The sequence below is a fragment of the Pseudomonas sp. SZ40 genome (assembly GCF_052958135.1).
The window spans coordinates 242,254-266,237 of the sequence record NZ_JBQWIF010000002.1; the positions used below are offsets into that span (position 1 = coordinate 242,254).

Sequence of the window (23,984 nt, forward strand, 5' to 3'; positions counted from 1 at the left end):
GGCGCCGCTCGAAAGCGTGGGTGGAAAACTGGGCATTATAAAAGCAGCGGCAAGCTGCAAGCCACAAGCTACGAGGAAAAGCGCGCCGCAGTTGTTGCATGAAGCGTGCAACGGGAAGCTCGGCGGCAGATTATCTGCGCATTGCGCGTGCTGCACCGCCTCCATCGCTTCGCTCTGCGCCTTGCTCAACGCGCAGCCGTTCAGAACAGGTCGATCGGATCCACATCCAGCGACCAACGCACGGCACGCCCGCTGGGCAGGCCTTCGAGTACCAGCAGCCAGTGGGCGAGCAGCTTGTGCAGGGGCGCGCGGGCATTGCCTTGCAGCAGCAACTGGGCGCGGTAGCGGCCAGCGCGTCGCTCCATGGGTGCTGGCACTGGGCCGAGCAACTCGATTCCTGTCAGGTTCAACTCGCCCAGCAATTGTTCGGCCTCGTTGCAGGCTTCGTCGAGGAAGCCTTCGGCCTGGCCGGGCTTGTGCGCTTCGGCGCGCAGCAGAGCCAGGTGGCAGAACGGCGGCAGTCCGGCGGCGCGACGCTCGCTGAGTGCCTGGTCGGCGAAGGCGAAGTAGCCCTGCTCGGTCAGTTGCACCAGCAGCGGGTGGTCGGCCAGGTGGCTCTGGATAATCACCTTGCCCGGCTCCTCCGCACGCCCGGCACGACCAGCAACCTGGACGATCAGTTGGGCCATGCGTTCGCTGGCACGGAAGTCGGCGGAGAACAGGCCGCCGTCGGCGTCGAGGATGGCCACCAGGGTCACCCGCGGGAAATGGTGACCCTTGGCGAGCATCTGGGTGCCGACCAGGATGCACGGCTCGCCACGCTGTACGATGTTGAACAGGGTGGTCATGGCCTCCTTGCGCGAGGTGGTGTCGCGGTCGACCCGCAGCACCGGCACGTCGGGGAACAGGATCTCCAGACGCTCCTCCGCACGTTCGGTGCCTGCACCGACCGGGCGCAGGTCGACGTTGTTGCAGCTCGGGCAATTGCTCGGCTGGCGTTCGGCATGGCCGCAATGGTGGCAGCGCAGTTCACGGCTGCGCTGGTGCACGGTCATGCGCGCGTCGCAGCGTGGGCATTGCGACAGCCAGCCACATTCGTGACACAGCAGCGTTGGTGCGAAACCGCGGCGATTGAGAAAAACCAGCACCTGCTGACCGGCAGCCAGGGTCTGGGCGATGGCCTGTTGCAGCGGCGGGGACATGCCGGCGTCGAGCGGGCGGCTCTTGATATCCAGGCGCAGGAAGCGTGGCGACTGGGCGCCACCGGCACGCTGATTCATGCGCAGCATGGCATAACGGCCGCTGTGGGCGTTGTGCAGGCTTTCCAGCGAGGGAGTGGCCGAGCCGAGCACGATCGGTACGTTTTCCTGGTGAGCGCGCACCACCGCCAGGTCGCGTGCGTGGTAGCGCAGGCCTTCCTGCTGTTTGTAGGACGCGTCGTGTTCTTCGTCGATGATGATCAGGCCGGGCCGCTTCATCGGCGTGAACAGTGCCGAGCGTGTGCCGATGATGATGTCGGCCTCGCCATCGCGGGCGGCCAGCCAGGCGTCCAGGCGCTCACGGTCATTGACTGCCGAGTGCAGCAGGGCGATGCGCGCGTTGAAGCGACGCTCGAAGCGCGCCAGGGTCTGCGGGCCGAGGTTGATTTCCGGAATCAGCACCAGTGCCTGCTTGCCAGCTTCCAGTGTCTCGCGGATCAGTTGCAGGTAGACCTCGGTCTTGCCGCTGCCGGTGACGCCGGCAAGCAGAAACGCATTGAAACTGTCGAAGCCGGCACGTACCGCCTCGGCTGCCGCGCGTTGCTCCGCATTGAGCGGCAGTTCCGGCTGAGCCAGCCAGTTGGCATGTCGCTCCGGGCTGCTCAGGCGGCGAACCTCGACGCGCACCAGGCCTTTTTCCTGCAGTAGCTGCAAGCTGTCGCGGTTGATCTGCAGCTGGCTGAGCAGTTGATGGGCAACCCCGTGGGGGTGCTGGGCGATGGTCTTCAGGGCATCGCGCTGGCGGGGCGCGCGCGCCAGCCGCGGGTCATCCAGGTGGGCGTCCTTGGCGATCAGCCAGAAGCGCTCCTGGCGTGCTTCTGCCGGCTCCCCTTGGCGCAATAGCACCGGCAATGCCCAGCTTAGGGTGTCGCCCAGACTGTGCTGGTAGTACTGCGCCGTCCACTGGCACAGGCGCAGCAGTGCCGGCGGCATGGGCGATTGCAGGTCGAGCAGTTGCAGGGCCGGCTTCAGTTTGTTGGCCGGTACGTCGCTGTGGTCGCTGATCTCGACCAGTATGCCGATCATCTCGCGGCGGCCGAACGGCACGCGCAGCCGCGCTCCTGGACGCAGGTCGCGGGCCGACACACCCGGTGGGGCGAGGTAGTCGAACAGGCGGCGCAGCGGCGAGGGGAGGGCAAGTCGCAGGATGGCGTCGGGCACGCGGAGGCTCCAGGCAGGCGAGGCGCGATATTAACAGGCCCTTGAAAAACCACCTACGCTGCCAGCGCCGTGGTCACGCACGCTCGACAAGGCGCTTGCGGTTAACGCATTGCAGCGCTGCCGAAGGGCGGGTGGAGCTGCCCATGCTAATTTGCGGTGCAGGGTTTTTGCAGCGGCCCGCCAGTACGCCTTGCCTGGCGACGGCCGGCAGAGTCCGTGGCTTGCATCGTGGCTGTGCTCTGGTATGATCCGCGGCCAACCTACGTGCGGTACCCGACATCCAGTCTGGTGGCGGCACAAGACCCGAGGAAAGAATCATGAAAGCCGATATCCATCCGGAATACGTTGCCATCGACGCCACCTGCAGCTGCGGCAACGTCATCAAGACTCGCTCCACGCTGGCCAAGCCGCTGAGCCTGGACGTGTGCTCCGAGTGCCACCCGTTCTACACCGGCAAGCAGAAAGTGCTGGACGCTGGCGGCCGTATCGACCGCTTCAAGCAGCGTTTCGGTGTGTTCGGCGCCAAGTAAGCGTCCGAGCAGCGAAGAAAGCCCAGATGGCTGTTTTCGCACTATTGAAGAAGGCGTCCCTCGTGGGCGCCTTTTTCGTTTCTGTCGCATGCCTTCCGGCCCATGCCTTCTGCCCGGCTCCCGGCAAGCTGGCCCAGGTCAAGGTACAGCGCGTGGTGGATGGCGATACCCTGCGGCTGGTGGATGGTCGCAGTGTCCGCCTGATCGGTATCAATGCCCCGGAGCTGGCGCGCAAGGGGCGGCCCGCGGAGCCATATGCCGAGGCCGCGCGTGATCGCCTTAGCCAGTTGGTGGAGGCCAATGGCGGGCGTGTGGGCGTCAAGGCCGGTGAGCAGAAAAAGGATCGCTACGGGCGTACCCTGGCTCATCTGTATGACCGCGGCGGCAAGAACCTCGAAGCGCGGATGCTGGCCGAGGGTCTAGGTCAGCTGGTTGCGGTCGCGCCCAATGCGGCGCTGGTAACCTGTCATCGTCAGGCCGAGCGCCAGGCTCGCAGTGCCCGGGTCGGGCTTTGGTCGCAGTTGCGCCCCTTGCCGGCGCGGGCCGTTCGCAGCGGGGGCTTCGCGCTGCTCGAGGGGCAGGTACAACGGGTCGAGCGCAACCGGGGCGGGCTCTGGGTCGAGCTTGGCCATTCAGTGGTGCTGCGTATCGCGCCACAGGTACTGGATACCTTCGATCCGAAGCTGTTGCGTGAATTGCAGGGCAAGCGAATCGAAGCGCGTGGCTGGATGATCGACCGCTCCCGCAAGGGTGGGCTGAAGACCGGCCAGGCACGCTGGATGCTGCCTCTGACCCACGGGGCCATGCTGGAGGTGTTGCCGTGATGATTCGCCTGCTGGTCGCGCTCTCGCTATTGGCCGTGCTGGCCGGTTGTGCGGTCAACCCGGCAACCGGGCGCAACGATTTCGTGATGATGAGCGAGGCTCAGGAGCTCGCCCTTGGTCGTGACGCTCATCAGCAGATTCTTCAGCAATACCCGCGTTACGCCGACGAGGCGCTGCAGGCCTATGTGCAGCGTGTGGGTGAACGCGTGGCGCGGCACAGCCATCGCGGTCAGTTGGACTACCGGTTCACGGTGATCGACAGCCCGGATATCAATGCCTTCGCGTTGCCGGGCGGCTACATCTATATCCATCGCGGTCTGTTGGCTTACCTGGGCTCCGAGGCGGAGCTGGCGGCGGTACTCGGGCACGAAGTCGGCCATGTCACGGCGCGCCATGGCGTGCGCCAGCAAAGCCAGTCGACGGCCTGGGGCATTCTCGGTCAGGCGGTGGCGATGGGTACCGGAGTCGGTGCGGCAGCGGATGTGACCGGCGCTCTGGGGACGGCATTCGTGCGTGGTTATGGTCGTGACATGGAGCTGGAGGCCGATGGCCTCGGGGCGCAATACCTGGCGCGCGGCGGCTACGACCCGCAGGCGATGATCGAAGTGGTCAAGGTGCTCAAGCTGCAGGAGGATTTCGCTCGTGATCAGGCTGCCAGGCGCGGTGAGCAGCAACCTGCTGGTGGCTACCACGGCCTGTTCGATACTCACCCTGACAACGATCGGCGCCTGCAGCAGGTGCTTGGCCCTGCCCGCGCGTTGGTGAACGGGCAGCAGGAGGTCAATCGCGACGCTTTTCTCCAGCGTCTGCAGAACCTGCCCTTTGGTGATTCGGCCGAAAGTGGTATCCGGCGCGGTGAGCGCTTCTATCATCGTGACCTCGACTTCGCGCTGACCTTCCCCCGGGGCTGGAGCATCATCAATCAGCCGCAGACGCTGATCGGTCACTCGGCTGACGAGCAGGTCTTCGTCGCCATGACTCTCGAGGACAACCCCCGTAAGCTCGATGCCGCGACGTTGCTGCGTCAGCGTATCGGCGGCAATCGCCTGCGCGAGGAGGCGCCGTTGCAGCAGGCTGGCCTGCAGGGTCACATGGGGGTGATCGACGGCAGTGCGCCGCGTCGGGTAGCCGCTATTCTCAAGGGCGGCAAAGCGTACCTGTTCGTCGGTGCGGTAAAAGGCCGCGCAGTGCAGGCGCAGGACGAGGCCCAGTTCATCGCCGCGATCAAGAGTTTCCGGCCGTTGCAGGCTGCCGAGCGCACGTTGGCCGAGCCGTTGAGGCTGCAGTTGGTGCGCGTGAAGGCGGGCCAGACGGTCAAGGCCCTGGCGGCGAAGAGCGGCCTTTCCGGTGATGCCGAAGGCAGCCTGCGCCTGCTCAACAATCTTTATCCACAGGGCGAGCCCCGTCCCGGTGAATGGTTCAAGACGGTTCGCTGAGTCACGTTTGCAGGCTGACTGCATAGTCTTGTGCAGGCCCCTGCAACTTGCGTATCCTCGGCCGCCTGCCAGTCAATAGCCCCAAAAAGCGGAAATGCCACTATGTCTGATCTGAAAACTGCCGCTCTCGAATACCATGAGAAGCCCCGTCCAGGTAAGTTGAGCGTCGAACTCACCAAGCCTACCGCCACTGCCCGTGATCTCTCTCTGGCCTACAGCCCGGGCGTCGCCGAGCCGGTGCGCGAGATCGCTCGCGATCCGGAGCTCGCCTACCGCTACACCGGTAAAGGCAACCTGGTAGCAGTCATTTCCGACGGCACCGCGATCCTCGGTCTGGGCGACCTCGGCCCGTTGGCCTCCAAGCCGGTCATGGAAGGCAAGGGTGTACTGTTCAAGCGTTTCGCCGGTGTCGATGTGTTCGACATCGAAGTCGATGCCGAGAGCCCGCAGGCGTTCATCGACACCGTCAAGCGTATCTCCATCACCTTCGGTGGCATCAATCTGGAAGATATCAAGGCTCCCGAGTGCTTCGAGATCGAGCGCGCGCTGATCGAGCAGTGCGACATCCCGGTCTTCCACGATGACCAGCACGGTACCGCGATCGTGACCGCGGCCGGCATGCTCAACGCCCTGGAAATTGCCGGCAAGACCCTGCCGGAGGCCAAGATCGTCTGCCTGGGCGCCGGCGCCGCAGCCATCTCCTGCATGAAGCTGCTGGTGAGCATGGGTGCCAAGGTCGAGAACATCTTCATGATCGACCGCAAGGGTGTGATCCACGCCGGTCGTGATGATCTGAACCAGTACAAGGCGGTATTCGCCACCGAAACCACCAAGCGCACTCTGGAAGATGCGCTGACCGGTGCCGACGTGTTCGTCGGTCTGTCCGGCCCGGATCTGCTGAGTGCCGAAGGCCTCAAGCTGATGGCGCCGAATCCGATCGTGTTCGCGTGCTCGAACCCGGATCCGGAGATCAAGCCGGAGCTGGCGCATGCCACCCGTAACGACGTGATCATGGCCACCGGTCGCTCCGACTACCCGAACCAGGTCAACAACGTGCTGGGTTTCCCGTTCATCTTCCGTGGTGCCCTGGACGTTCGTGCCACCCGCATCAACGAAGAGATGAAGATCGCTGCCGCCAACGCTCTGCGTGAGCTGGCCAAGCTGCCGGTACCGCAGGAAGTCTGCGACGCCTACGGCGGCATCTCCCTGGAGTTCGGTCGCGAGTACATCATTCCGAAGCCGATGGATGCCCGTCTGATCACCGTGGTCTGCGATGCGGTGGCCAAGGCTGCCATCGAAAGCGGTGTGGCGACCCTGCCGTATCCCAAGCACTACCCGCTGCAGTCGGTCGCCGACGTGTTCAACGGCTGAGTGATGGATTGGTGACATGAGAAACCCGCTTCGGCGGGTTTTTTTGTGGCTGCGTTTTAAGGGCGAGGCACCTATGCCTGGGAAGTCATGGCCTGGCCATTGATGCGCGGTAGCAGCAGAGGGAGGGCAAGTGAAGGCCCTGCGGCTCGGGTGCGGCGGCTGCAAGCGTGAACCTGCAGTCGCCGACGTTTCGTCAGAACAGGTCGATCGGCGCCGCCTCGTCGGCAGGCAGTGGGCTGCCTGGCGCGCCCATGCCTGGGTCGAGTTCGTTCATGGGGGGCGGCGAGTCTTCGCTCTTGAACAACTCGAAATAGGCATCTGGTGTGCCTGGTGCCGCTGCGCGGCCGCTGTGCGGATCGACACGCAGGGTCAGGATGCCGTCAGGCTCGGCCGGGCTGTGGTTGGGCTTGTCCTTGAGCGCGGCGCCCATGTAGCTCATCCAGATCGGTAGGGCCACGGTACCGCCGTACTCGTTGCGCCCCAGGCTTTCCGGTTGATCGAAACCTGCCCACACGGTGGTTACGTAATCGGCGTTGTAGCCGGAAAACCAGCTGTCCTTGGATTCGTTGGTGGTCCCGGTCTTGCCCGCCAGGTCGGTTCTGCCCAGCGCCATGGCTCGGCGCCCGGTGCCGCGCTTGATCACGTCCTGCAGCATGCTGGTCATGATGTAGGCGGTGCGCTCGTCAAGAATGCGTTCGGCTTGGGCCGGCTCCGGTGCTTCGGGCAACTGCTCCGGTTTGGCTTGCGCGGCGCTCATCACGCCTTCTTCGTTGACCGGTGGCGGCACTTCAGGCTGTGCGGCATTGGGCACGCTTGGCGGGTTGGCGATGAACAGCGGATCACCATGGCGATTGTCGATGCGCTGAATCAGGTACGGTTGAACCTTGTGCCCGCCATTGGCGAACGTCGTCCAGCCGGTGGCGATTTCCATCGGGGTGAGGTTGGCGGTACCGAGTGCCAGCGACAGGTTTCGTGGCAGGTCCTGACGGTTGAAGCCGAAGCGCTCGATATAGCGCAGGGTCTGCTCGATACCCATGGCCTGCAGCAGGCGAATCGATACCAGATTGCGCGACTTGTACAAGGCTTCCCGCAGGCGGATCGGGCCAAGGAAGGTGTTGTTGTCGTTCTTCGGACGCCACACCTGGTCCATGTAGTCGTCGACGAACACGATCGGGGCATCGTTGACCAGGCTCGAGGCGGTGTAGCCGTTGTCCAGCGCGGCACTGTAGATGAACGGCTTGAAGCTCGAGCCGGGCTGACGTTTGGCCTGAATCGCGCGGTTGTAGTTGCTCTGCTCGAAGGAGAAACCGCCAACCAGAGCGCGAATCGCGCCGTTCTGCGGGTCGAGAGAAACCAGGGCGCTCTGTGCGCTTGGCAGTTGCACGAAGCGCAGGCTTTCGTCGTCCTGGCGCTGCACGCGAATCAGGTCGCCGATCTGTACCACGTCAGCTGGCTGCTGCGGTCTGGGTCCCAGGCTGTTGGTGTTGAGGAAGGGGCGAGCCCATTTCATGCTGTCCCAGGAAACGGCCTCCTCGCTGCCGCGACGCGTGAGTACCAGAATGCCGCTTTTCTCGACCTGGGTAACGATGGCTGGCTCCAGCCCACCGCGTAGGCCCTGCTTGCTCAGCTCGGCCTGCCAGGTTTCCCGGGTCATGCCGGGCAAGCGGCTTTCCGGGCCTCGATAGCCGTGGCGTTGGTCGTAGTCGATCAAACCGTCACGCAGCGCCTTGTTGGCCATCTGCTGAAGATCGCTGGGCACCGTGGTGGTGACGTTGAAGCCCTGGGTGTATGCGTCGCTGCCATAACGACCGACCATCTCGGCGCGCGCCATTTCGGCCACGTAAGGTGCCGGCACCTCAGGAGTTTGCACGTGATAGCTGGCATCCACCGGCTCGGCGAGCGCTGTCTCGTAACGAGCCTGATCGATGCGGCCCAGGCGGTGCATGCGGCCGAGGATCCAGTCACGACGCTCCTTGGCACGGGTCGGGTTGGTCAGCGGGTTGAAGGCCGAAGGTGCCTTGGGAAGACCGGCTATCGTCGCAAGCTGGGAAAGGCTCAAGTCTCGGATGGATTTGCCGTAATAGACTTGAGCGGCGGCTTCGATTCCGTATGCACGGTGGCCGAGGTAGATCTTGTTGACGTAGAGCTCGAGGATTTCGTTCTTGCTCAATTCGCGCTCGATCTGCAGAGCGAGAAGAATTTCGGTGATCTTGCGCGAGAAGCTACGCTCACTGGTGAGGAAGAAGTTCTTCGCCACCTGCATGGTGATGGTGCTACCACCCGATTGAATTTGACCGGTTTTCAATAATTGCGTGGCAGCGCGCATCAGGCTCGTAAGATCAACGCCATAATGGTTTGCGAAATTGTCGTCCTCTGCGGCGAGCAGTGCGCTGGTGAAGTCAGGCGGAATGTCGGCGAAGGCGATGGGGGAACGGCGCATTTCTCCGAATTCTGCGATGAGCTTCCCATCGCTGCTGTAGACGCGAAGCGGGATCTGCAGCTCTATGCTGCGAAGGGCATCGACAGAGGGTAGAGTCGGGCTCAGGTAGAGGAAGGCACCGCTGACGCTGAGTAGTAGCGCACAAAAAACAGCGATAACGGACCAACAGAAAAACTTCAGCAAACGCATCAAGATTTTTGGATTTCCAGATAAAAGAATGAGTTAAGCGGAAGACAAAGCGAAAAGGCAAAAACTGATCACATTATAAGCGTTTTTTTTGCTGGGGAGCCATTTGCGCTTCTGTCAAGTCTGCTATTTAATGTGGAAAAACATAAATCGTCCGTAAGTTATGGATGTGAATAGGAAATCGGTCGTGCTAGGGCTCTTCAGTAAGAAAGCGAATACGCTTTTGGGGATCGATATAAGTTCGACCTCAGTCAAGCTCCTCGAATTGAGTCGCTCAGGAAGCCGCTACAAGGTAGAGGCTTACGCTGTCGAGCCGCTCCCCGCCAATGCTGTCGTCGAAAAGAACATCGCCGAACTCGAGGGAGTCGGTCAGGCGTTGTCGCGGGTTCTGGCCAAGGCCAAGACCAATGTGCGTTCGGTTTCCGTCGCCGTGGCCGGCTCTGCGGTGATCACCAAGACCGTCGAGATGGAAGCGGGGCTTTCGGACGATGAGCTGGAAAACCAGATCAAGCTCGAAGCTGACCAGTACATTCCGTACCCGCTGGAAGAGGTGGCGATCGATTTCGAGGTCCAGGGCATCTCTGCGCGCAATTCCGAGCGGGTCGAAGTGCTGCTGGCAGCCTGCCGCAAGGAAAACGTCGAAGTTCGCGAGGCGGCTCTTGCGCTGGCTGGGCTGACTGCCAAGGTGGTGGATGTCGAGGCCTATGCGCTGGAGCGTGCCTATGGGTTGCTTTCCGAGCAGCTCGGTGGCGTGCATGACGATCTGACCGTGGCCGTCGTCGATATCGGCGCGACCATGACCACCCTCAGCGTGCTGCACAACGGGCGTACCATCTACACCCGTGAGCAACTGTTCGGTGGTCGTCAGTTGACCGAGGAAATCCAGCGCCGTTATGGCCTGTCCGTCGATGAGGCCGGCCTTGCCAAGAAGCAGGGTGGCTTGCCCGACGACTATGAAAGCGAAGTATTGCAGCCCTTCAAGGACGCGCTCGTGCAGCAGGTGTCCCGTTCCCTGCAGTTCTTCTTCGCTGCTGGCCAGTACAACGATGTGGATTACATCCTGCTGGCGGGTGGCACGGCCTCGATCCCTGATCTGGACCGTCTCATTCAGCAGAAGATCGGTACCCAGACGCTGGTCGCCAACCCGTTCGCGGACATGGCCCTGAGCGGCAAGGTCAATGCAGGGGCACTGGCCAGTGATGCGCCGGCACTGATGATTGCCTGCGGCCTGGCGATGAGGAGTTTCGACTGATGGCGCGCATTAACCTCCTTCCCTGGCGTGAACAGCTGCGCGAAGAGCGCAAGCAGCGTTTTCTGGTCAGCCTTGGCGGCCTTCTGGTCGTAGCTGCAGGCGTGGTCTTTCTGGGTGATCAGTATCTCAGCGGCGAAATCGAGAACCAGCAGGCGCGCAATGACTTCGTGCGCAAGGAAATCGCTGTTCTCGATACGCGAATCGCCGAGATCAGCGAGTTGCGCACACGCCGCCAGCAATTGCTCGAGCGGATGAAGATCATTCAGGACCTGCAGGGCAATCGCCCGATCATTGGTCGTGTGTTCGATCAACTGGTGCGGACCTTGCCTGATGGCGTGTATTTCACCGGGGTGAAAATGACCGACAAGACCATTGCGATCGTCGGTGCGGCCGAATCCAACAGTCGGGTTTCCAGTCTCATGCGTGACATGGACGCCTCCGACTGGTTGGCAGCGCCCAACCTGACCGAGGTCAAGGCGGTTACCGCTGGAGCGGTGGACCAGGCCAATACCTTTCAGTTGACCGTGCAGCAAGCGCAGCCGGTCAAGCAAGAAGCGGAGGTCAAGCCATGAGCCTCAACGATTCCCTGGCGAGCCTGCGCAAGATCGACTTCAACGATCTCGACCTCAACAACATTGGATCCTGGCCCGCTGCGGTCAAGGTCATCGCTGGCATCATCGCCGTGGTACTGGTGCTGGCGCTCGGCTACAACTTCCACCTGAAAGATCTGCAGGCAAGCCTTGATCAGCAACGCATGGAAGAGGAGTCGCTCAAGGAGCAGTTCTCGACCAAGGCGTTTCAGGCCGCCAACCTCGAAGCCTACCGCGACCAGATGAAGGAAGCGGAGGTCTCGTTCGGTGCCCTGCTCAAGCAATTGCCAAGCGATACGGAGGTCCCGGGGCTGCTCGAGGACATTACCCGCATCGGCCTGGACAGTGGTCTGGAGTTCGAGGAAATCAAGTTGCTGCCGGAAGTCACTCAGCCGTTCTATATCGAGCTGCCGATTCAGATCAAGGTGGTCGGTGGTTATCATGACCTGGCGACCTTCGTCAGCGGTGTCGCCAGCCAGCCACGCATCGTCACGTTGCATGATTTCGAACTGGTTCCTGCGGCAGAGGGGAGCACCTCGAAGCTGCGGATGAGCATTCTTGCCAAGACCTATCGTTATAACGACAAGGGAGCACAGCCATGAAGCGTGTCTTCCTGTCGAGCCTGCTGTTGCTCAGCCTGAGTGGTTGCGGTGGAGGTGATTTCAGTGACCTTCAGGCCTACATGGATGAGGTGCGCGCGCGGCCGAAAGGCCAGATCGAGCCGCTTCCGCAGCCTGAGCCCTATGAAAGCTTCACCTATAGCGCAGCAGCGTTGCGCAGCCCGTTCCAGCCCCCCGTGAAGATCGACCTGGTCAATCGGACTAAGGGGGACAAGGAAATCAAGCCGGACGAAACCCGGGTCAAGCAGTTCCTCGAGGGTTTCAATATCGAGCTCTTCGAAATGGTCGGCACCTTGGCCAATGGCAACGGCTCGTTCGCGCTGGTCAGCGGTGCCGGTGGTGTTCATCGCGTCAGGGTCGGGGATTACCTGGGGCGCAATGAAGGCCGTATCGTGGCCATTGACAGTGCCAAGATCGACGTCGTCGAAATCGTCCCTGACGGTGATGGTGGCTGGCTCGAGCGCCCCCGTACCCTCACTCTGAAGGAGCGCTCCTGAGGAGCGAGGTGAAGCATGAAAAGAAATAACCGGTCTGCCAAACGGAACCCAAGCATGAACAGCTCTCTTTCGCGTCTCAGCGTTTCGCTGCTGGCGATCCTGCTCTCTCCCGCAGCCCTGGCAGCCAATCTGCAAGCGCTGGATGTCGTAGCTCTGCCGGGTGACCGCGTCGAGCTGAAACTGTCATTCGACGAGCCGGTCACCGCACCGCGTGGTTATACCATCGAGCAGCCAGCCCGTATCGCGCTGGATCTGCCAGGCGTTTCCAACAAGCTGGGCGTCAAGAACCGCGAGCTGGGGATGGGCAATGCGCGCAGCCTTACCGTGGTCGAGGCCAAGGATCGCACACGGTTGATCATCAACCTGTCCAGTCTGGCGCCTTACAATACCCGTACCGAAGGCAACAACCTGTTCGTTCAGGTTGGAACCGGGGTCGCCACTTCCTCAGCCAGCGCCTCAGCCGCCCCGGCGAGCGCGCCGGCGGCTGCACGCACTGCCCCCGTGGCCGCTACACCGGTTGCCGCCCCGGCTACTCCGAAAGTCTTCGGTGCAGTCAACAAGGCGATCAGCAATATCGATTTCCAGCGCGGCGAGCAGGGTGAAGGCAACGTCGTCATCAACCTCTCCGACGCCTCGGTCAGCCCCGATATCCAGGAGCGCGGCGGCAAGATCATCCTGAATTTCAACCGAACCCAGTTGCCCGAAGCCTTGCGTGTCCGCCTGGATGTGAAGGACTTCGCTACGCCGGTGCAGTTCGTCAGCGCCAGTGGTGCCGGTGACGATGCGAGCATCGTCATCGAGCCCGTCGGTGCTTTCGACTACCTGGCCTATCAGACCGAAAACAAGCTGACTCTGAGCGTCAAGCCGTTGACCCAGGAAGACGCCGATAAGCGTCAGGCCGAGCGTTTCGCCTATACCGGCGAGAAGCTGTCGCTGAACTTCCAGGATATCGACGTGCGTTCCGTGCTGCAGCTGATCGCTGATTTCACCGACCTCAACCTGGTCGCCAGTGACACCGTGGCCGGCAACATCACCCTGCGCCTGCAGAACGTGCCCTGGGATCAGGCGCTGGATCTGGTGCTGAAAACCAAGGGGCTCGACAAGCGCCAGATCGGTAACGTGCTGCTGGTTGCGCCCGCTGAAGAGATCGCCGCCCGTGAGCGCCAGGAGCTGGAGTCGCAGAAGCAGATTGCCGAGTTGGCACCGCTACGCCGCGAGTTGATTCAGGTCAACTACGCCAAGGCTGCCGACATGGCCAAGCTGTTCCAGTCGGTGACCAGTGCCGATGGTGGCGCGGCTGACGATCGTGGCTCTATTACCGTCGATGAGCGCACCAACAGCATCATCGCTTATCAGACCCAGGAGCGTCTGGACGAGCTGCGCCGAATCGTGGCTCAGCTCGACGTGGCGGTTCGTCAGGTGATGATCGAGGCGCGTATCGTTGAGGCCAGGGTCAACTATGACAAGGCGCTGGGTGTGCGCTGGGGGGGCAGCGCAAGGCGGGGTGCATGGGATGTAAGCGGTAAGGACGGTGTTCAGGCTTTTGATGAGGATACTGGTGCCAGAGCTCCTTTCGTTGGTACTGATACTATCGGCAGCACTTCGCTGGACGATGGATTGGCGCGCTTACCTTTCGTGGATATGGGCGTAGCCAACAGCACTTCCGGTATTGGTATTGGCTTCTTGAGCAATAACGTTGTCCTGGATCTGCAGCTTTCCGCGATGGAAAGCTCGGGTAATGGCGAGATAGTTTCCCAGCCCAAGGTCGTGACTTCCGACAAGGAGACCGCGAAGATTCTCAAGGGGCAGGAGATTCCTTACCAGGAAGCCAGCTCCAGTGGCGCGACTTCGACATCCTTCAAGGAAGCGGCATTGTCCTTGGAGGTGACTCCACAGATCACGCCGGATAACCGGATCATCATGGAAGTCAAGGTCACCAAGGATGCGCCAGACTTTGCTAATGCCGTCAACAATGTGCCGCCGATCAACAAGAACGAGGTCAATGCAAAAGTTCTGGTTGCAGACGGTGAAACCATCGTGATCGGTGGGGTGTTTGAAAATACCCAGACCAAGTCCACGGAGAAGGTCCCTTTCCTTGGCGACGTGCCTTATCTGGGGCGTTTGTTCCGTCGCGATACGGTCACCGACAACAAGACCGAGTTGCTGGTTTTCATCACTCCGCGCATCATGAACACTTCCGCGGTGGCCGTGAGTCGGTAATTTGTGCGTAATCTGATCCTTGTCGGCCCGATGGGTGCTGGAAAGAGCACCATCGGGCGCTTGCTTGCCAAAGAGTTGCGGTTGCCATTCAAGGACTCCGACAAGGAGATCGAGCAGCGTACCGGTGCAGACATTCCCTGGATTTTCGATGTCGAGGGTGAGCAGGGCTTCCGTGAGCGCGAGCAGGCGGTAATCTGCTCGCTTTGCGAGTCCGATGGTCTGGTGTTGGCCACTGGGGGCGGTGCGGTCTTGCGGCCTTTGAATCGCCAGGCATTGCGTGCGGGAGGGCGCGTGGTCTATCTGCATGCGTCCGTCGAGCAGCAGATCGATCGCACTGCGCGCGATCGCAATCGCCCATTGCTGCGTGCACCCAACCCGGGGCAGGTGCTGGCTGATCTGCTCGCCATTCGTGATCCGCTGTATCGGGAAATCGCCGATGTGATCATCGAAACCGATGAGCGCCCACCGCGTATGGTGGTTCAGGAAATTCTCGAGCGGCTGGAAGCGCTAGCGCCCCGTTAATGACAGGGCCGAACTGCGTTATCCTAGAGCCCTTTTCAATCGGGGGCTCCATGCAAACACTCCATGTCGATCTCGCTGAGCGCAGCTACCCCATTCATATTGGTGACGGCCTGCTCGGTCGTGCCGATCTGCTGACGCCGCATATCGTCGGTCGCCAGGTGGCGATCGTCACCAACGAGACCGTCGCACCCTTGTACCTGGCTGCGCTGGAAGCGACGCTCGCTGAGTACCGGGTTACCTCGGTGGTGCTCCCCGATGGCGAAGCGTTCAAGAACTGGGAAACGCTGCAGACCATCTTCGACGGCTTGCTCGGCGCCCGCCATGACCGGCGGACCACGGTCATTGCCCTTGGTGGTGGAGTGATCGGTGATATGGCGGGGTTCGCGGCGGCCTGCTATCAGCGTGGCGTGAATTTCATCCAGATCCCGACTACGCTGCTTTCCCAGGTCGACTCTTCGGTAGGTGGCAAGACCGGGATCAACCATCCTCTGGGCAAGAACATGGTCGGTGCCTTCTACCAGCCACAGGCGGTACTGATCGACACCCGCAGTCTGGATACACTGCCGCCCCGCGAGCTGTCGGCGGGGCTGGCTGAAGTGATCAAGTATGGATTGATCTGCGACGAGCCTTTCCTTGGCTGGCTCGAGGAGAATATGGCAGCGTTGCGCGGCCTTGATCAGGTTGCACTGACCCAGGCCATCGAGCGCTCCTGTGCGGCCAAGGCGCGTGTGGTGGGCGCCGACGAACGGGAAACCGGCGTGCGCGCCACGCTCAATCTCGGGCATACCTTTGGACATGCCGTCGAAACCCACATGGGGTATGGCGTCTGGTTGCACGGTGAGGCGGTAGCCGCCGGAACGGTGATGGCATTGGAGATGTCTCACCGCCTGGGCTGGCTCACTGCCGATGAGCGCGACCGTGGCATTCGTCTGTTTCTCGCCGCTGGTCTGCCCGCGGTGCCGCCGCAGGCAATGACCCCTGCGGATTTTCTCGAGCACATGGCTGTCGACAAGAAGGTGCTGGATGGCCAGTTGCGTCTGGTACTGCTGCGCTCGCTGGGCGAAGCGGTAGTGACCAGCGATTACCCGCGAGACATCTTGAGTGCCACCCTGGTTGCCGACTATCCGGCACTGGTGGCCCGGCTTAACAATCAGTGAGTATTCAATGACCAGTTTGCACGCCGACGAAGCGTTTCTCGATCACTACCAGTTCACCCATGATCCATTCGCGGCGCGGGTGCCGGGCTTCAAGTTCTTCCCCGCACAGCGCAAGCCGGTGCTTGGGCAATTGCATCACCTGGCCCGCTACAGCCAACTGCTGCTGGTGGTGACGGGGCCGGAGGGCAGTGGCAAGACCTTGCTGCGCCAGGCGCTGGTCGCCAGCACCAACAAGCAGGCCGTTCACAATGTCGTGGTATCCGCTCAGGGCGCTGCCGACCCTGCGACGCTGATGCGGCATATCGCGCAAGGTCTCAACACTCAGCAGACCGATCGGGCCTCGTTGCTGGCTCAGGTCGGTCAGCTTTCGCTGACCGGGCAGGAAGTCTATCTGCTGATCGACGATGCCGAGGAGCTCAGCGAAGCGGCGCTGGAGGCCTTGCTGGTCCTGGCTCAGGGCAGCCCGGAGGGGCGTCCCCACGTCTTCCTGTTCGCCGATACCGATCTCATCTCGCGCCTCGAAGCGCTGGCTGGCGCCGAAGAGGTTTTTCACGTCATCGAGCTGCAGCCCTACGCCGAGGATGAGACGCGCGAGTATCTGGCTCTGCGCCTCGAGGGGGCCGCTCAGGGGATCGAGTTGTTCTCCGACGAGCAGGTCGAATTGATCCATGACCGCTCTGGTGGCTGGCCGGGTGAGATCAATCGTGTTGCCCGCGATGTTCTGGTCGATGCCATGGCATCACGCCGTGGCGCGGCGAAGACGGGTGGTTTCTCCTTCAACCTGCCCAGGAAGCATCTGTTGGCACTGGGTGTGGTTGCCATCGGTGTGGTCGCGGCCCTGCTGATGCAGGGTCGCTCGGGTTCCACGGATGCTCCGGCAACCCAGGCGCAACTGCCTGTCGATGCTGCGCAGCAGCCGCAGCAGCAACCCGAAACTCAAGCGGCTCAGCCTGGTGCCGAGCAGGGCGCCGATGGTCGGCCTGCCATCGAATTCGCCGGCAGCAATCAGCCCCTGCCCCTGCCTCTGGTTGGTCAATCCCAGCCGGTGATCCGTCAGCCGCTTGCGCAGGCTGCAGGCGAGACGGACGGTGAGGCAAATGTGGAGTTGCCAGAGCCAGTGACAAGCACGCCGGTGACCGTGCCGCCGGTAGCGTCCCAGTCGGCGCCGGCAACTGCGCCGCCCGCCACGCCCGCTCTCGCCCCGGCTCCTCGGGCAGCGCCACCGGTCGCGCAGCAGCCGAAGCCGGCTGAACAACCGAAGCCGGCTCCTGCCCCTGCAACAAGGCCTGCTCCTGCCGCTCAAGCGCCCGCGACAGCCGGTGCCGCACAGGGCAGTGGCTGGTATGCGGCGCAGACCAAGAGCCATTACACCCTGCAGATTCTCGGTACCAGCACGGAAGCCAGTGCGCGTTCATTCGTGAGTCAGAACGGCGCGCAATACCGCTACTTCAAGAAGATGCACCAGGGTAAGCCGCTTTTCGTCATCACTTATGGTAGTTTTGCCAGCCGCGACGCCGCCCAGGCTGCCGTGAAGACGCTGCCCGCCAAGGTTCAGGCCGGCAAGCCGTGGCCGAAAACGTTCGCCAGTGTCACTCAGGAAATGGCGCCCTGACAGAAACGTGCCCGTTGCAGCGTAACCGCTGCAACGGGCTCTTTCATTTTTGCGACATTTTATTCCTGTTTTTCGTCACATTGTTCTTTGTGACGCTTCTCTCGCTATGTACAATGACCTCCGTTTGCCTGCGCAAAGCCGGGCGCATCGACCTGCGCGCAGAGTAATTGGTTGAATTAGAAAGAAAAATGCCGAGTAAGGCAGTCTGGTGAGAGTTCCCTATGAAAGCAGGTCTGTACCATCCTGATGAGTTCAAGGATAACTGCGGCTTCGGCCTGATCGCACACATGCAGGGTGAGGCCAGCCATCACCTGTTGCAGACCGCGATAGAAGCACTGACCTGCATGACCCACCGTGGCGGCATCAACGCCGACGGCAAGACGGGTGATGGCTGTGGTTTGCTGATTCAAAAGCCCGATCTGTTCCTGCGCGCCGTCGCCAAGGACACCTTCGGCGTCGAACTGCCCAAGCAATATGCCGTAGGCATGGTCTTCCTCAATCAGGACGAGACCAAGGCCAGTGCTGCCCGCGACAACATGAATCGCGAAATCCAGGCTGCCGGTTTGACTCTGGTCGGCTGGCGCAAGGTGCCGATCGATACCAGCGTGCTTGGCCGCCTGGCTCTGGAGCGCCTGCCGCAGATCGAACAGGTGTTCATCAGTGCCGATGGCCTGAGCGATCAGGACTTCGCCATCAAACTGTTCTGTGCCCGTCGCCGCTCCTCGGTGGCCAACGCCGCGGACAGCGAGCACTACATCTGCAGCTTTTCGCACAAGACCATCATCTACAAAGGCCTGATGATGCCGGCCGACCTGCAGCAGTTCTACCCGGACCTGGGTGACGAGCGCCTGCAGACTGCGATCTGCGTGTTCCACCAGCGCTTTTCCACCAACACCCTGCCGAAGTGGCCGCTGGCTCAGCCGTTCCGTTTCCTCGCCCACAATGGCGAGATCAACACCATCACCGGTAACCGCAACTGGGCGCAGGCACGCCGTACCAAATTCGAGAACGGCCAGATTCCTGCCCTCGAAGAGCTCGGCCCGCTGGTCAACCGCGTGGGCTCCGACTCCTCGAGCATGGACAACATGCTCGAACTGATGGTCACCGGCGGCATCGACCTGTTCCGCGGCGTGCGCATGATCATTCCGCCAGCCTGGCAGAACGTCGAAACCATGGACGCCGACCTGCGGGCGTTCTACGAATACAATTCCATGCACATGGAGCCCTGGGATGGCCCCGCTGGCGTAGTGCTGACCGATGGTCGTCACGCCGTGTGCCTGCTCGACCGCAACGGCCTGCGTCCGGCGCGTTGGGTGACCACCACCAATGGCTACATCACCCTGGCCTCGGAAATCGGCGTGTGGAATTACCAGCCCGAAGACGTGGTCGCCAAAGGCCGTGTCGGCCCGGGCCAGATCCTTGCCGTCGATACCGAAACCGGTCAGGTGCTGACCACCGACGACATCGACAATCGCCTCAAGTCCCGCCACCCCTACAAGCAGTGGCTGCGCAAGAGCGCGCTGCGTATCCAGGCGACCATGGAAGACAACGACCATGGTTCGGCCTTCTACGAAGCGGATCAGCTCAAGCAGTACATGAAGATGTTCCAGGTCACCTTCGAGGAGCGTGACCAGGTGCTGCGTCCGCTCGCCGAGCAGGGCCAGGAAGCGGTTGGCTCGATGGGCGATGACACGCCGATGGCGGTGTTGAGTCAGCGCGTGCGTTCACCGTACGACTATTTCCGCCAGCAGTTCGCGCAGGTCACCAACCCGCCGATCGACCCGCTGCGTGAAGCCATCGTCATGTCGCTGGAGATCTGCCTCGGTGCCGAGCGCAACATCTTCGAGGAGTCCCCGGAACATGCGTCGCGGGTGATCCTCAGCTCGCCGGTCATCTCCCCGGCCAAGTGGCGCACCCTGATGAATCTGCAGCGCCCGGGATTCGAGCGGCAGATCATCGACCTCAACTACGACGAGTCGATCGGCCTGGAAGCGGCCGTGCGCAACATGGCCGACCAGGCCGAAGAAGCCGTGCGCTCCGGCAAGGTACTGCTGGTTCTGACCGACCGTCACATCGCGCCGGGCAAGCTGCCGGCCCACGCTGCGCTGGTCACCGGGGCGGTACACCATCGCCTGACCGAAACCGGCCTGCGCTGCGATTGCAACATCCTGGTCGAAACCGCCACCGCCCGTGACCCGCACCACTATGCGGTGCTGATCGGTTTCGGCGCTTCGGCGGTGTACCCGTTCCTGGCCTACGAAGTGCTGGGTGATCTGATCCGTACCGGTGAGGTGCTGGGTGATCTGTACGAAGTCTTCAAGTACTACCGCAAGGGTATTTCCAAGGGCTTGCTGAAGATCCTCTCGAAGATGGGCATCTCCACCGTCGGTTCCTACCGCGGTGCTCAGCTGTTCGAGGCGGTCGGTCTGGCCGACGAGGTCACCGGTCTGTGCTTCCGTGGCGTACCGAGCCGCCTCAAGGGCGCGCGTTTCGTCGATCTGGAGGCCGAGCAGAAGGCGCTGGCGGGCGAAGCCTGGAACAACCGCAAGGCGATCCAGCAGGGTGGCCTGCTGAAGTTCGTCTACGGCGGCGAGTACCACGCCTACAACCCCGATGTGGTCAACACCCTGCAAGCAGCGGTGAAGCAGGGCAGTTACGAGACCTTCAAGGAATACACCAAACTGGTTGATACCCGACCGGTGTCGATGCTGCGTGACCTGTTGCAGGTCAAGCTGGCCGATACGCCGTTGGCACTGGATGACGTCGAGCCGCTGGAATCGATCTTCAAGCGTTTCGATGCCGCCGGTATCTCCCTGGGGGCACTGTCGCCGGAGGCTCACGAAGCCCTGGCCGAGGCGATGAACCGCCTGGGCGCGCGCTCCAACTCCGGTGAAGGCGGTGAAGACCCGGCTCGCTATGGCACCATCAAGAGCTCCAAGATCAAGCAGATCGCCACCGGCCGTTTCGGGGTCACCCCGGAGTACCTGGTCAATGCCGAAGTGCTGCAGATCAAGGTGGCTCAGGGCGCCAAGCCTGGCGAGGGTGGTCAGCTGCCGGGTGGCAAGGTCAACGGGCTGATCGCCAAGCTGCGTTACGCGGTACCAGGCGTCACCCTGATTTCGCCGCCGCCGCACCACGATATCTATTCGATCGAAGACCTGGCGCAGCTGATCTATGACCTCAAGCAGGTCAACCCCAGTGCCCTGGTATCGGTCAAGCTGGTATCCGAAGCGGGCGTCGGCACCATCGCCGCCGGTGTCGCCAAGGCTTACGCCGACCTGATCACCATTTCCGGTTATGACGGCGGCACCGGCGCTTCGCCGCTGACGTCGATCAAGTATGCCGGCGCGCCGTGGGAGCTGGGCCTGGCGGAAACTCACCAGACCCTGCGCGGCAACGACCTGCGCGGCAAGGTGCGGGTACAGACCGACGGCGGGCTGAAAACCGGCCTCGACGTGATCAAGGCTGCCATCCTCGGTGCCGAGAGCTTCGGCTTCGGTACCGCGCCAATGGTCGCTCTGGGCTGCAAGTACCTGCGTATCTGTCACCTGAACAACTGCGCAACAGGCGTGGCGACCCAGAACGACAAGCTGCGCAAGGATCACTTCATCGGCACCGTCGACATGGTGGTGAATTTCTTCACCTTCGTCGCCGAGGAAACCCGCGAGTGGCTGGCCAAGCTGGGCGTGCGCAGCCTGGGCGAGCTGATCGGGCGTACCGATCTGCTGGAGATTCTGCCGGGCGAAACCGCCAAGCAGAACCACCTGGATCTGACTCCGCTGCTGGGTAGCGATCACATTCCGGCCAACAAACCGCAGTTCTGCGAAGTCGACCGCAACCCGCCGTTCGACCAGGGGCTGCTGGCCGAAGAGATGCTGTCCATGGCCAAGTCGGCGATCGACAGCGCCAGTGGCGGCGACTACCAACTGGACATCTGCAACTGCGACCGCTCCATCGGTGCCCGCGTGTCCGGCGAAATCGCCCGGGTGCATGGCAACCAGGGCATGGTCAAGGCGCCGATCACCTTCCGTTTCAAAGGTACTGCGGGGCAGAGCTTCGGTGTGTGGAACGCCGGTGGCCTGAACCTGTACCTCGAAGGCGATGCCAACGATTACGTCGGCAAGGGCATGACCGCCGGCAAGCTGGTGATCGTGCCGCCGAAGGGCAGCCCGTTCAAAACCCAGGACAGCGCGATCATCGGCAACACCTGCCTGTATGGCGCCACCGGTGGCAAGCTGTTCGCAGCGGGTACCGCAGGTGAGCGTTTCGCGGTGCGCAACTCCGGTGCTCATTCCGTGGTGGAAGGCGTGGGTGACCATTGCTGCGAGTACATGACCGGCGGTTTCGTCTGCGTGCTGGGCAAGACCGGCTACAACTTCGGCTCAGGCATGACCGGTGGTTTCGCCTACGTGCTGGACCTGGACAACAGCTTCTACGACCGGGTCAACCACGAGCTGGTAGAGATTCAACGGATCAACAACGAGTCCATGGAGGCTTACCGTAGCCACCTGGAGCGGGTGTTGGCCGAGTACGTCGAAGAGACGTCGAGCGAGTGGGGTCGCAATCTGCTGGAAAACCTGGACGACTACCTGCGCAAGTTCTGGCTGGTGAAACCCAAGGCTGCGAACCTCAAGTCGCTGCTCTCCAGCATCCGCGCCAACCCGCAATAAGCAGCTTCAAGCGGCGAGTCCTGACAGCGGGGCTCGCCGCTCAACGTGATTGTCTTGCAGCTTCGAGCGTGTCGCTCGGCGCTGCTGCTAAGAGGTTTATGACATGGCTGAACGTCTGAATAACGACTTCCAGTTCATCGAAGTCGGGCGCAAAGACCCGAAGAAGAAGCTGCTGCGTCAGCGCAAGAAAGAATTCGTCGAGATCTACGACACCTTCAAGCCGGCTCAGGCCGGTGATCAGGCACACCGCTGCCTGGGTTGCGGCAACCCGTATTGCGAGTGGAAGTGCCCGGTGCACAACTTCATCCCCAACTGGTTGAAGCTGGTCTCCGAAGGCAACATTCTGGCTGCCGCCGAACTCAGCCACCAGACCAACACCCTGCCGGAAGTCTGCGGCCGCGTGTGCCCGCAGGATCGTCTGTGCGAAGGTGCCTGCACCCTCAACGACGGCTTCGGTGCGGTGACCATCGGCTCGGTGGAGAAGTACATCACCGATACCGCTTTCGCCATGGGCTGGCGCCCGGACATGTCCAAGGTCAAACCGACCGGCAAACGTGTCGCGGTGATAGGTGCCGGTCCGGCCGGCCTGGGCTGTGCGGACATTCTGGTGCGCAATGGCGTGACGCCGGTGGTGTTCGACAAGAACCCGGAAATCGGCGGCCTGCTGACCTTCGGCATTCCCGAGTTCAAGCTGGAAAAGAGCGTACTGAGCAATCGCCGCGAAGTCTTCACCGGAATGGGTATCGAATTCCGTTTGAACACCGAGATCGGCAAGGACATCACCATGCAGCAGTTGCTGGATGAGTACGATGCCGTGTTCATGGGCATGGGCACCTACACCTACATGAAGGGCGGCTTCCCGGGCGAGGACCTGCCGGGCGTGCACGACGCGCTGGACTTCCTGATCGCCAACGTCAATCGCAACCTCGGTTTCGAGAAGGCGCCGGAAGACTTCGTCGACATGAAGGGCAAGCGCGTCGTGGTCCTCGGCGGCGGCGACACTGCGATGGACTGCAACCGCACCTCGATTCGCCAGGGCGCCAAGGCCGTGACCTGCGCCTATCGCCGTGACGAAGCGAACATGCCGGGCTCGCGCAAGGAAGTGAAGAATGCCAAGGAAGAGGGCGTGAAGTTCCTCTTCAACCGCCAGCCCATCGCCATCGTCGGCGAGGACAAGGTCGAAGGCGTAAAGGTGGTCGAGACCCGTCTCGGCGAGCCCGATGCCCGTGGCCGTCGCAGCCCCGAGCCAATCCCGGGCTCCGAGGAGATCATCCCGGCAGAAGCCGTGCTGATCGCCTTCGGTTTCCGACCGAGCCCGGCGCCCTGGTTCGATGATTTCGATATCCGTATCGATACCCAGGGCCGTGTCGTCGCGCCGGAGAAGGCGACCTTCAAACACCAGACCAGCAACCCGAAGGTGTTCGCCGGTGGTGACATGGTGCGGGGTTCCGACCTGGTGGTAACCGCCATCTATGAAGGCCGCAATGCGGCTGAAGGGATTCTCGACTACCTCGGTGTCTGAGTCTCACCCTTGCTGACGAGGCCGGCCGTACGCCGGCCTCGTCGTTTTAGGCCCTCTAGAGCCTGTTTTCGACGTGGCAGTGCCGGCGCACAGCGGATGTAACCGGTTCCTGGCT

16 protein-coding genes are annotated in these 23,984 nt (G+C 62.1%); 14 read left to right on the forward strand and 2 right to left on the reverse strand.

Going from position 1 to position 23,984, the window contains the following annotated elements; translation table 11 throughout:
• Positions 1-200 precede the first annotated feature (200 nt).
• A complete protein-coding gene (locus ACT9T4_RS03050; protein ID WP_499115447.1) occupies positions 201-2,420 on the reverse strand; it encodes a primosomal protein N' in 2,220 nt (739 codons plus the stop codon).
• Between the two features lie 317 nt (positions 2,421-2,737).
• On the opposite strand from ACT9T4_RS03050, the gene rpmE reads away from it, so the two are divergent.
• The 4 genes from rpmE (at position 2,738) to ACT9T4_RS03070 (ending at position 6,581) form a co-directional block, all read left to right on the forward strand.
• Entirely contained in the window at positions 2,738-2,950 is a 213-nt protein-coding gene (gene rpmE / locus ACT9T4_RS03055; protein WP_042552353.1) for a 50S ribosomal protein L31, read from the forward strand.
• Positions 2,951-2,976: 26 nt separating this feature from the next.
• The gene (locus ACT9T4_RS03060; protein WP_499115449.1) at positions 2,977-3,774 is read left to right on the forward strand and encodes a thermonuclease family protein; all 798 of its coding nucleotides are present in this window, start codon (positions 2,977-2,979) and stop codon (positions 3,772-3,774) included.
• Positions 3,774-5,210 carry a M48 family metalloprotease gene (locus tag ACT9T4_RS03065; protein ID WP_499115568.1) on the forward strand — a complete coding sequence of 479 codons (1,437 nt, stop codon included), beginning with the start codon at positions 3,774-3,776 and terminating at the stop codon, positions 5,208-5,210. Before ACT9T4_RS03060 ends, ACT9T4_RS03065 begins: the two co-directional genes overlap by 1 nt.
• A 102-nt stretch (positions 5,211-5,312) precedes the next feature.
• The gene (locus ACT9T4_RS03070) at positions 5,313-6,581 is read left to right on the forward strand and encodes a malic enzyme-like NAD(P)-binding protein (protein ID WP_042552350.1); all 1,269 of its coding nucleotides are present in this window, start codon (positions 5,313-5,315) and stop codon (positions 6,579-6,581) included.
• A 193-nt stretch (positions 6,582-6,774) separates the two neighbouring features.
• Here ACT9T4_RS03070 and ACT9T4_RS03075 read toward each other — a convergent pair whose 3' ends face one another.
• Entirely contained in the window at positions 6,775-9,210 is a 2,436-nt protein-coding gene (locus ACT9T4_RS03075) for a penicillin-binding protein 1A (protein ID WP_373565130.1), read from the reverse strand.
• 184 nt (positions 9,211-9,394) lie between these two features.
• Between ACT9T4_RS03075 and ACT9T4_RS03080 the strand changes: the two genes are divergently transcribed.
• The 10 genes from ACT9T4_RS03080 to ACT9T4_RS03125 all read left to right on the forward strand — a co-directional run bounded on the left by ACT9T4_RS03080 (position 9,395) and on the right by ACT9T4_RS03125 (position 23,869).
• Positions 9,395-10,459: a pilus assembly protein PilM gene (locus ACT9T4_RS03080; protein ID WP_042552348.1), complete on the forward strand. Its 1,065-nt coding sequence runs from the start codon at positions 9,395-9,397 to the stop codon at positions 10,457-10,459.
• Positions 10,459-11,031 carry a PilN domain-containing protein gene (locus ACT9T4_RS03085; protein WP_042552347.1) on the forward strand — a complete coding sequence of 191 codons (573 nt, stop codon included), beginning with the start codon at positions 10,459-10,461 and terminating at the stop codon, positions 11,029-11,031. Before ACT9T4_RS03080 ends, ACT9T4_RS03085 begins: the two co-directional genes overlap by 1 nt.
• Positions 11,028-11,651 carry a type 4a pilus biogenesis protein PilO gene (pilO, locus tag ACT9T4_RS03090; RefSeq protein ID WP_499115451.1) on the forward strand — a complete coding sequence of 208 codons (624 nt, stop codon included), beginning with the start codon at positions 11,028-11,030 and terminating at the stop codon, positions 11,649-11,651. The genes ACT9T4_RS03085 and pilO overlap by 4 nt, the downstream gene beginning before the upstream one ends.
• Positions 11,648-12,166 carry a type 4a pilus biogenesis lipoprotein PilP gene (pilP, locus tag ACT9T4_RS03095; RefSeq protein ID WP_179539695.1) on the forward strand — a complete coding sequence of 173 codons (519 nt, stop codon included), beginning with the start codon at positions 11,648-11,650 and terminating at the stop codon, positions 12,164-12,166. The genes pilO and pilP overlap by 4 nt, the downstream gene beginning before the upstream one ends.
• A gap of 54 nt (positions 12,167-12,220) precedes the next feature.
• Positions 12,221-14,386, forward strand: a complete 2,166-nt coding sequence (locus ACT9T4_RS03100) for a type IV pilus secretin PilQ (protein ID WP_042552344.1) — start codon at positions 12,221-12,223, stop codon at positions 14,384-14,386.
• A 3-nt stretch (positions 14,387-14,389) separates the two neighbouring features.
• Positions 14,390-14,908, forward strand: coding sequence for a shikimate kinase AroK (gene aroK / locus ACT9T4_RS03105; RefSeq protein ID WP_042552343.1), 519 nt, complete (start codon positions 14,390-14,392; stop codon positions 14,906-14,908).
• Between the two features lie 50 nt (positions 14,909-14,958).
• Positions 14,959-16,065 (forward strand): 3-dehydroquinate synthase, encoded by a 1,107-nt coding sequence (gene aroB / locus ACT9T4_RS03110; RefSeq protein ID WP_499115454.1) that lies wholly within the window; start codon positions 14,959-14,961, stop codon positions 16,063-16,065.
• Between the two features lie 7 nt (positions 16,066-16,072).
• Positions 16,073-17,677 (forward strand): SPOR domain-containing protein, encoded by a 1,605-nt coding sequence (locus ACT9T4_RS03115; protein WP_499115455.1) that lies wholly within the window; start codon positions 16,073-16,075, stop codon positions 17,675-17,677.
• A gap of 221 nt (positions 17,678-17,898) precedes the next feature.
• On the forward strand, positions 17,899-22,347 hold the full coding sequence (gene gltB / locus ACT9T4_RS03120) for a glutamate synthase large subunit (RefSeq protein WP_499115457.1): 4,449 nt from the start codon (positions 17,899-17,901) through the stop codon (positions 22,345-22,347).
• 103 nt (positions 22,348-22,450) lie between these two features.
• Positions 22,451-23,869: an FAD-dependent oxidoreductase gene (locus tag ACT9T4_RS03125; protein ID WP_042552251.1), complete on the forward strand. Its 1,419-nt coding sequence runs from the start codon at positions 22,451-22,453 to the stop codon at positions 23,867-23,869.
• Positions 23,870-23,984: the final 115 nt, after the last annotated feature.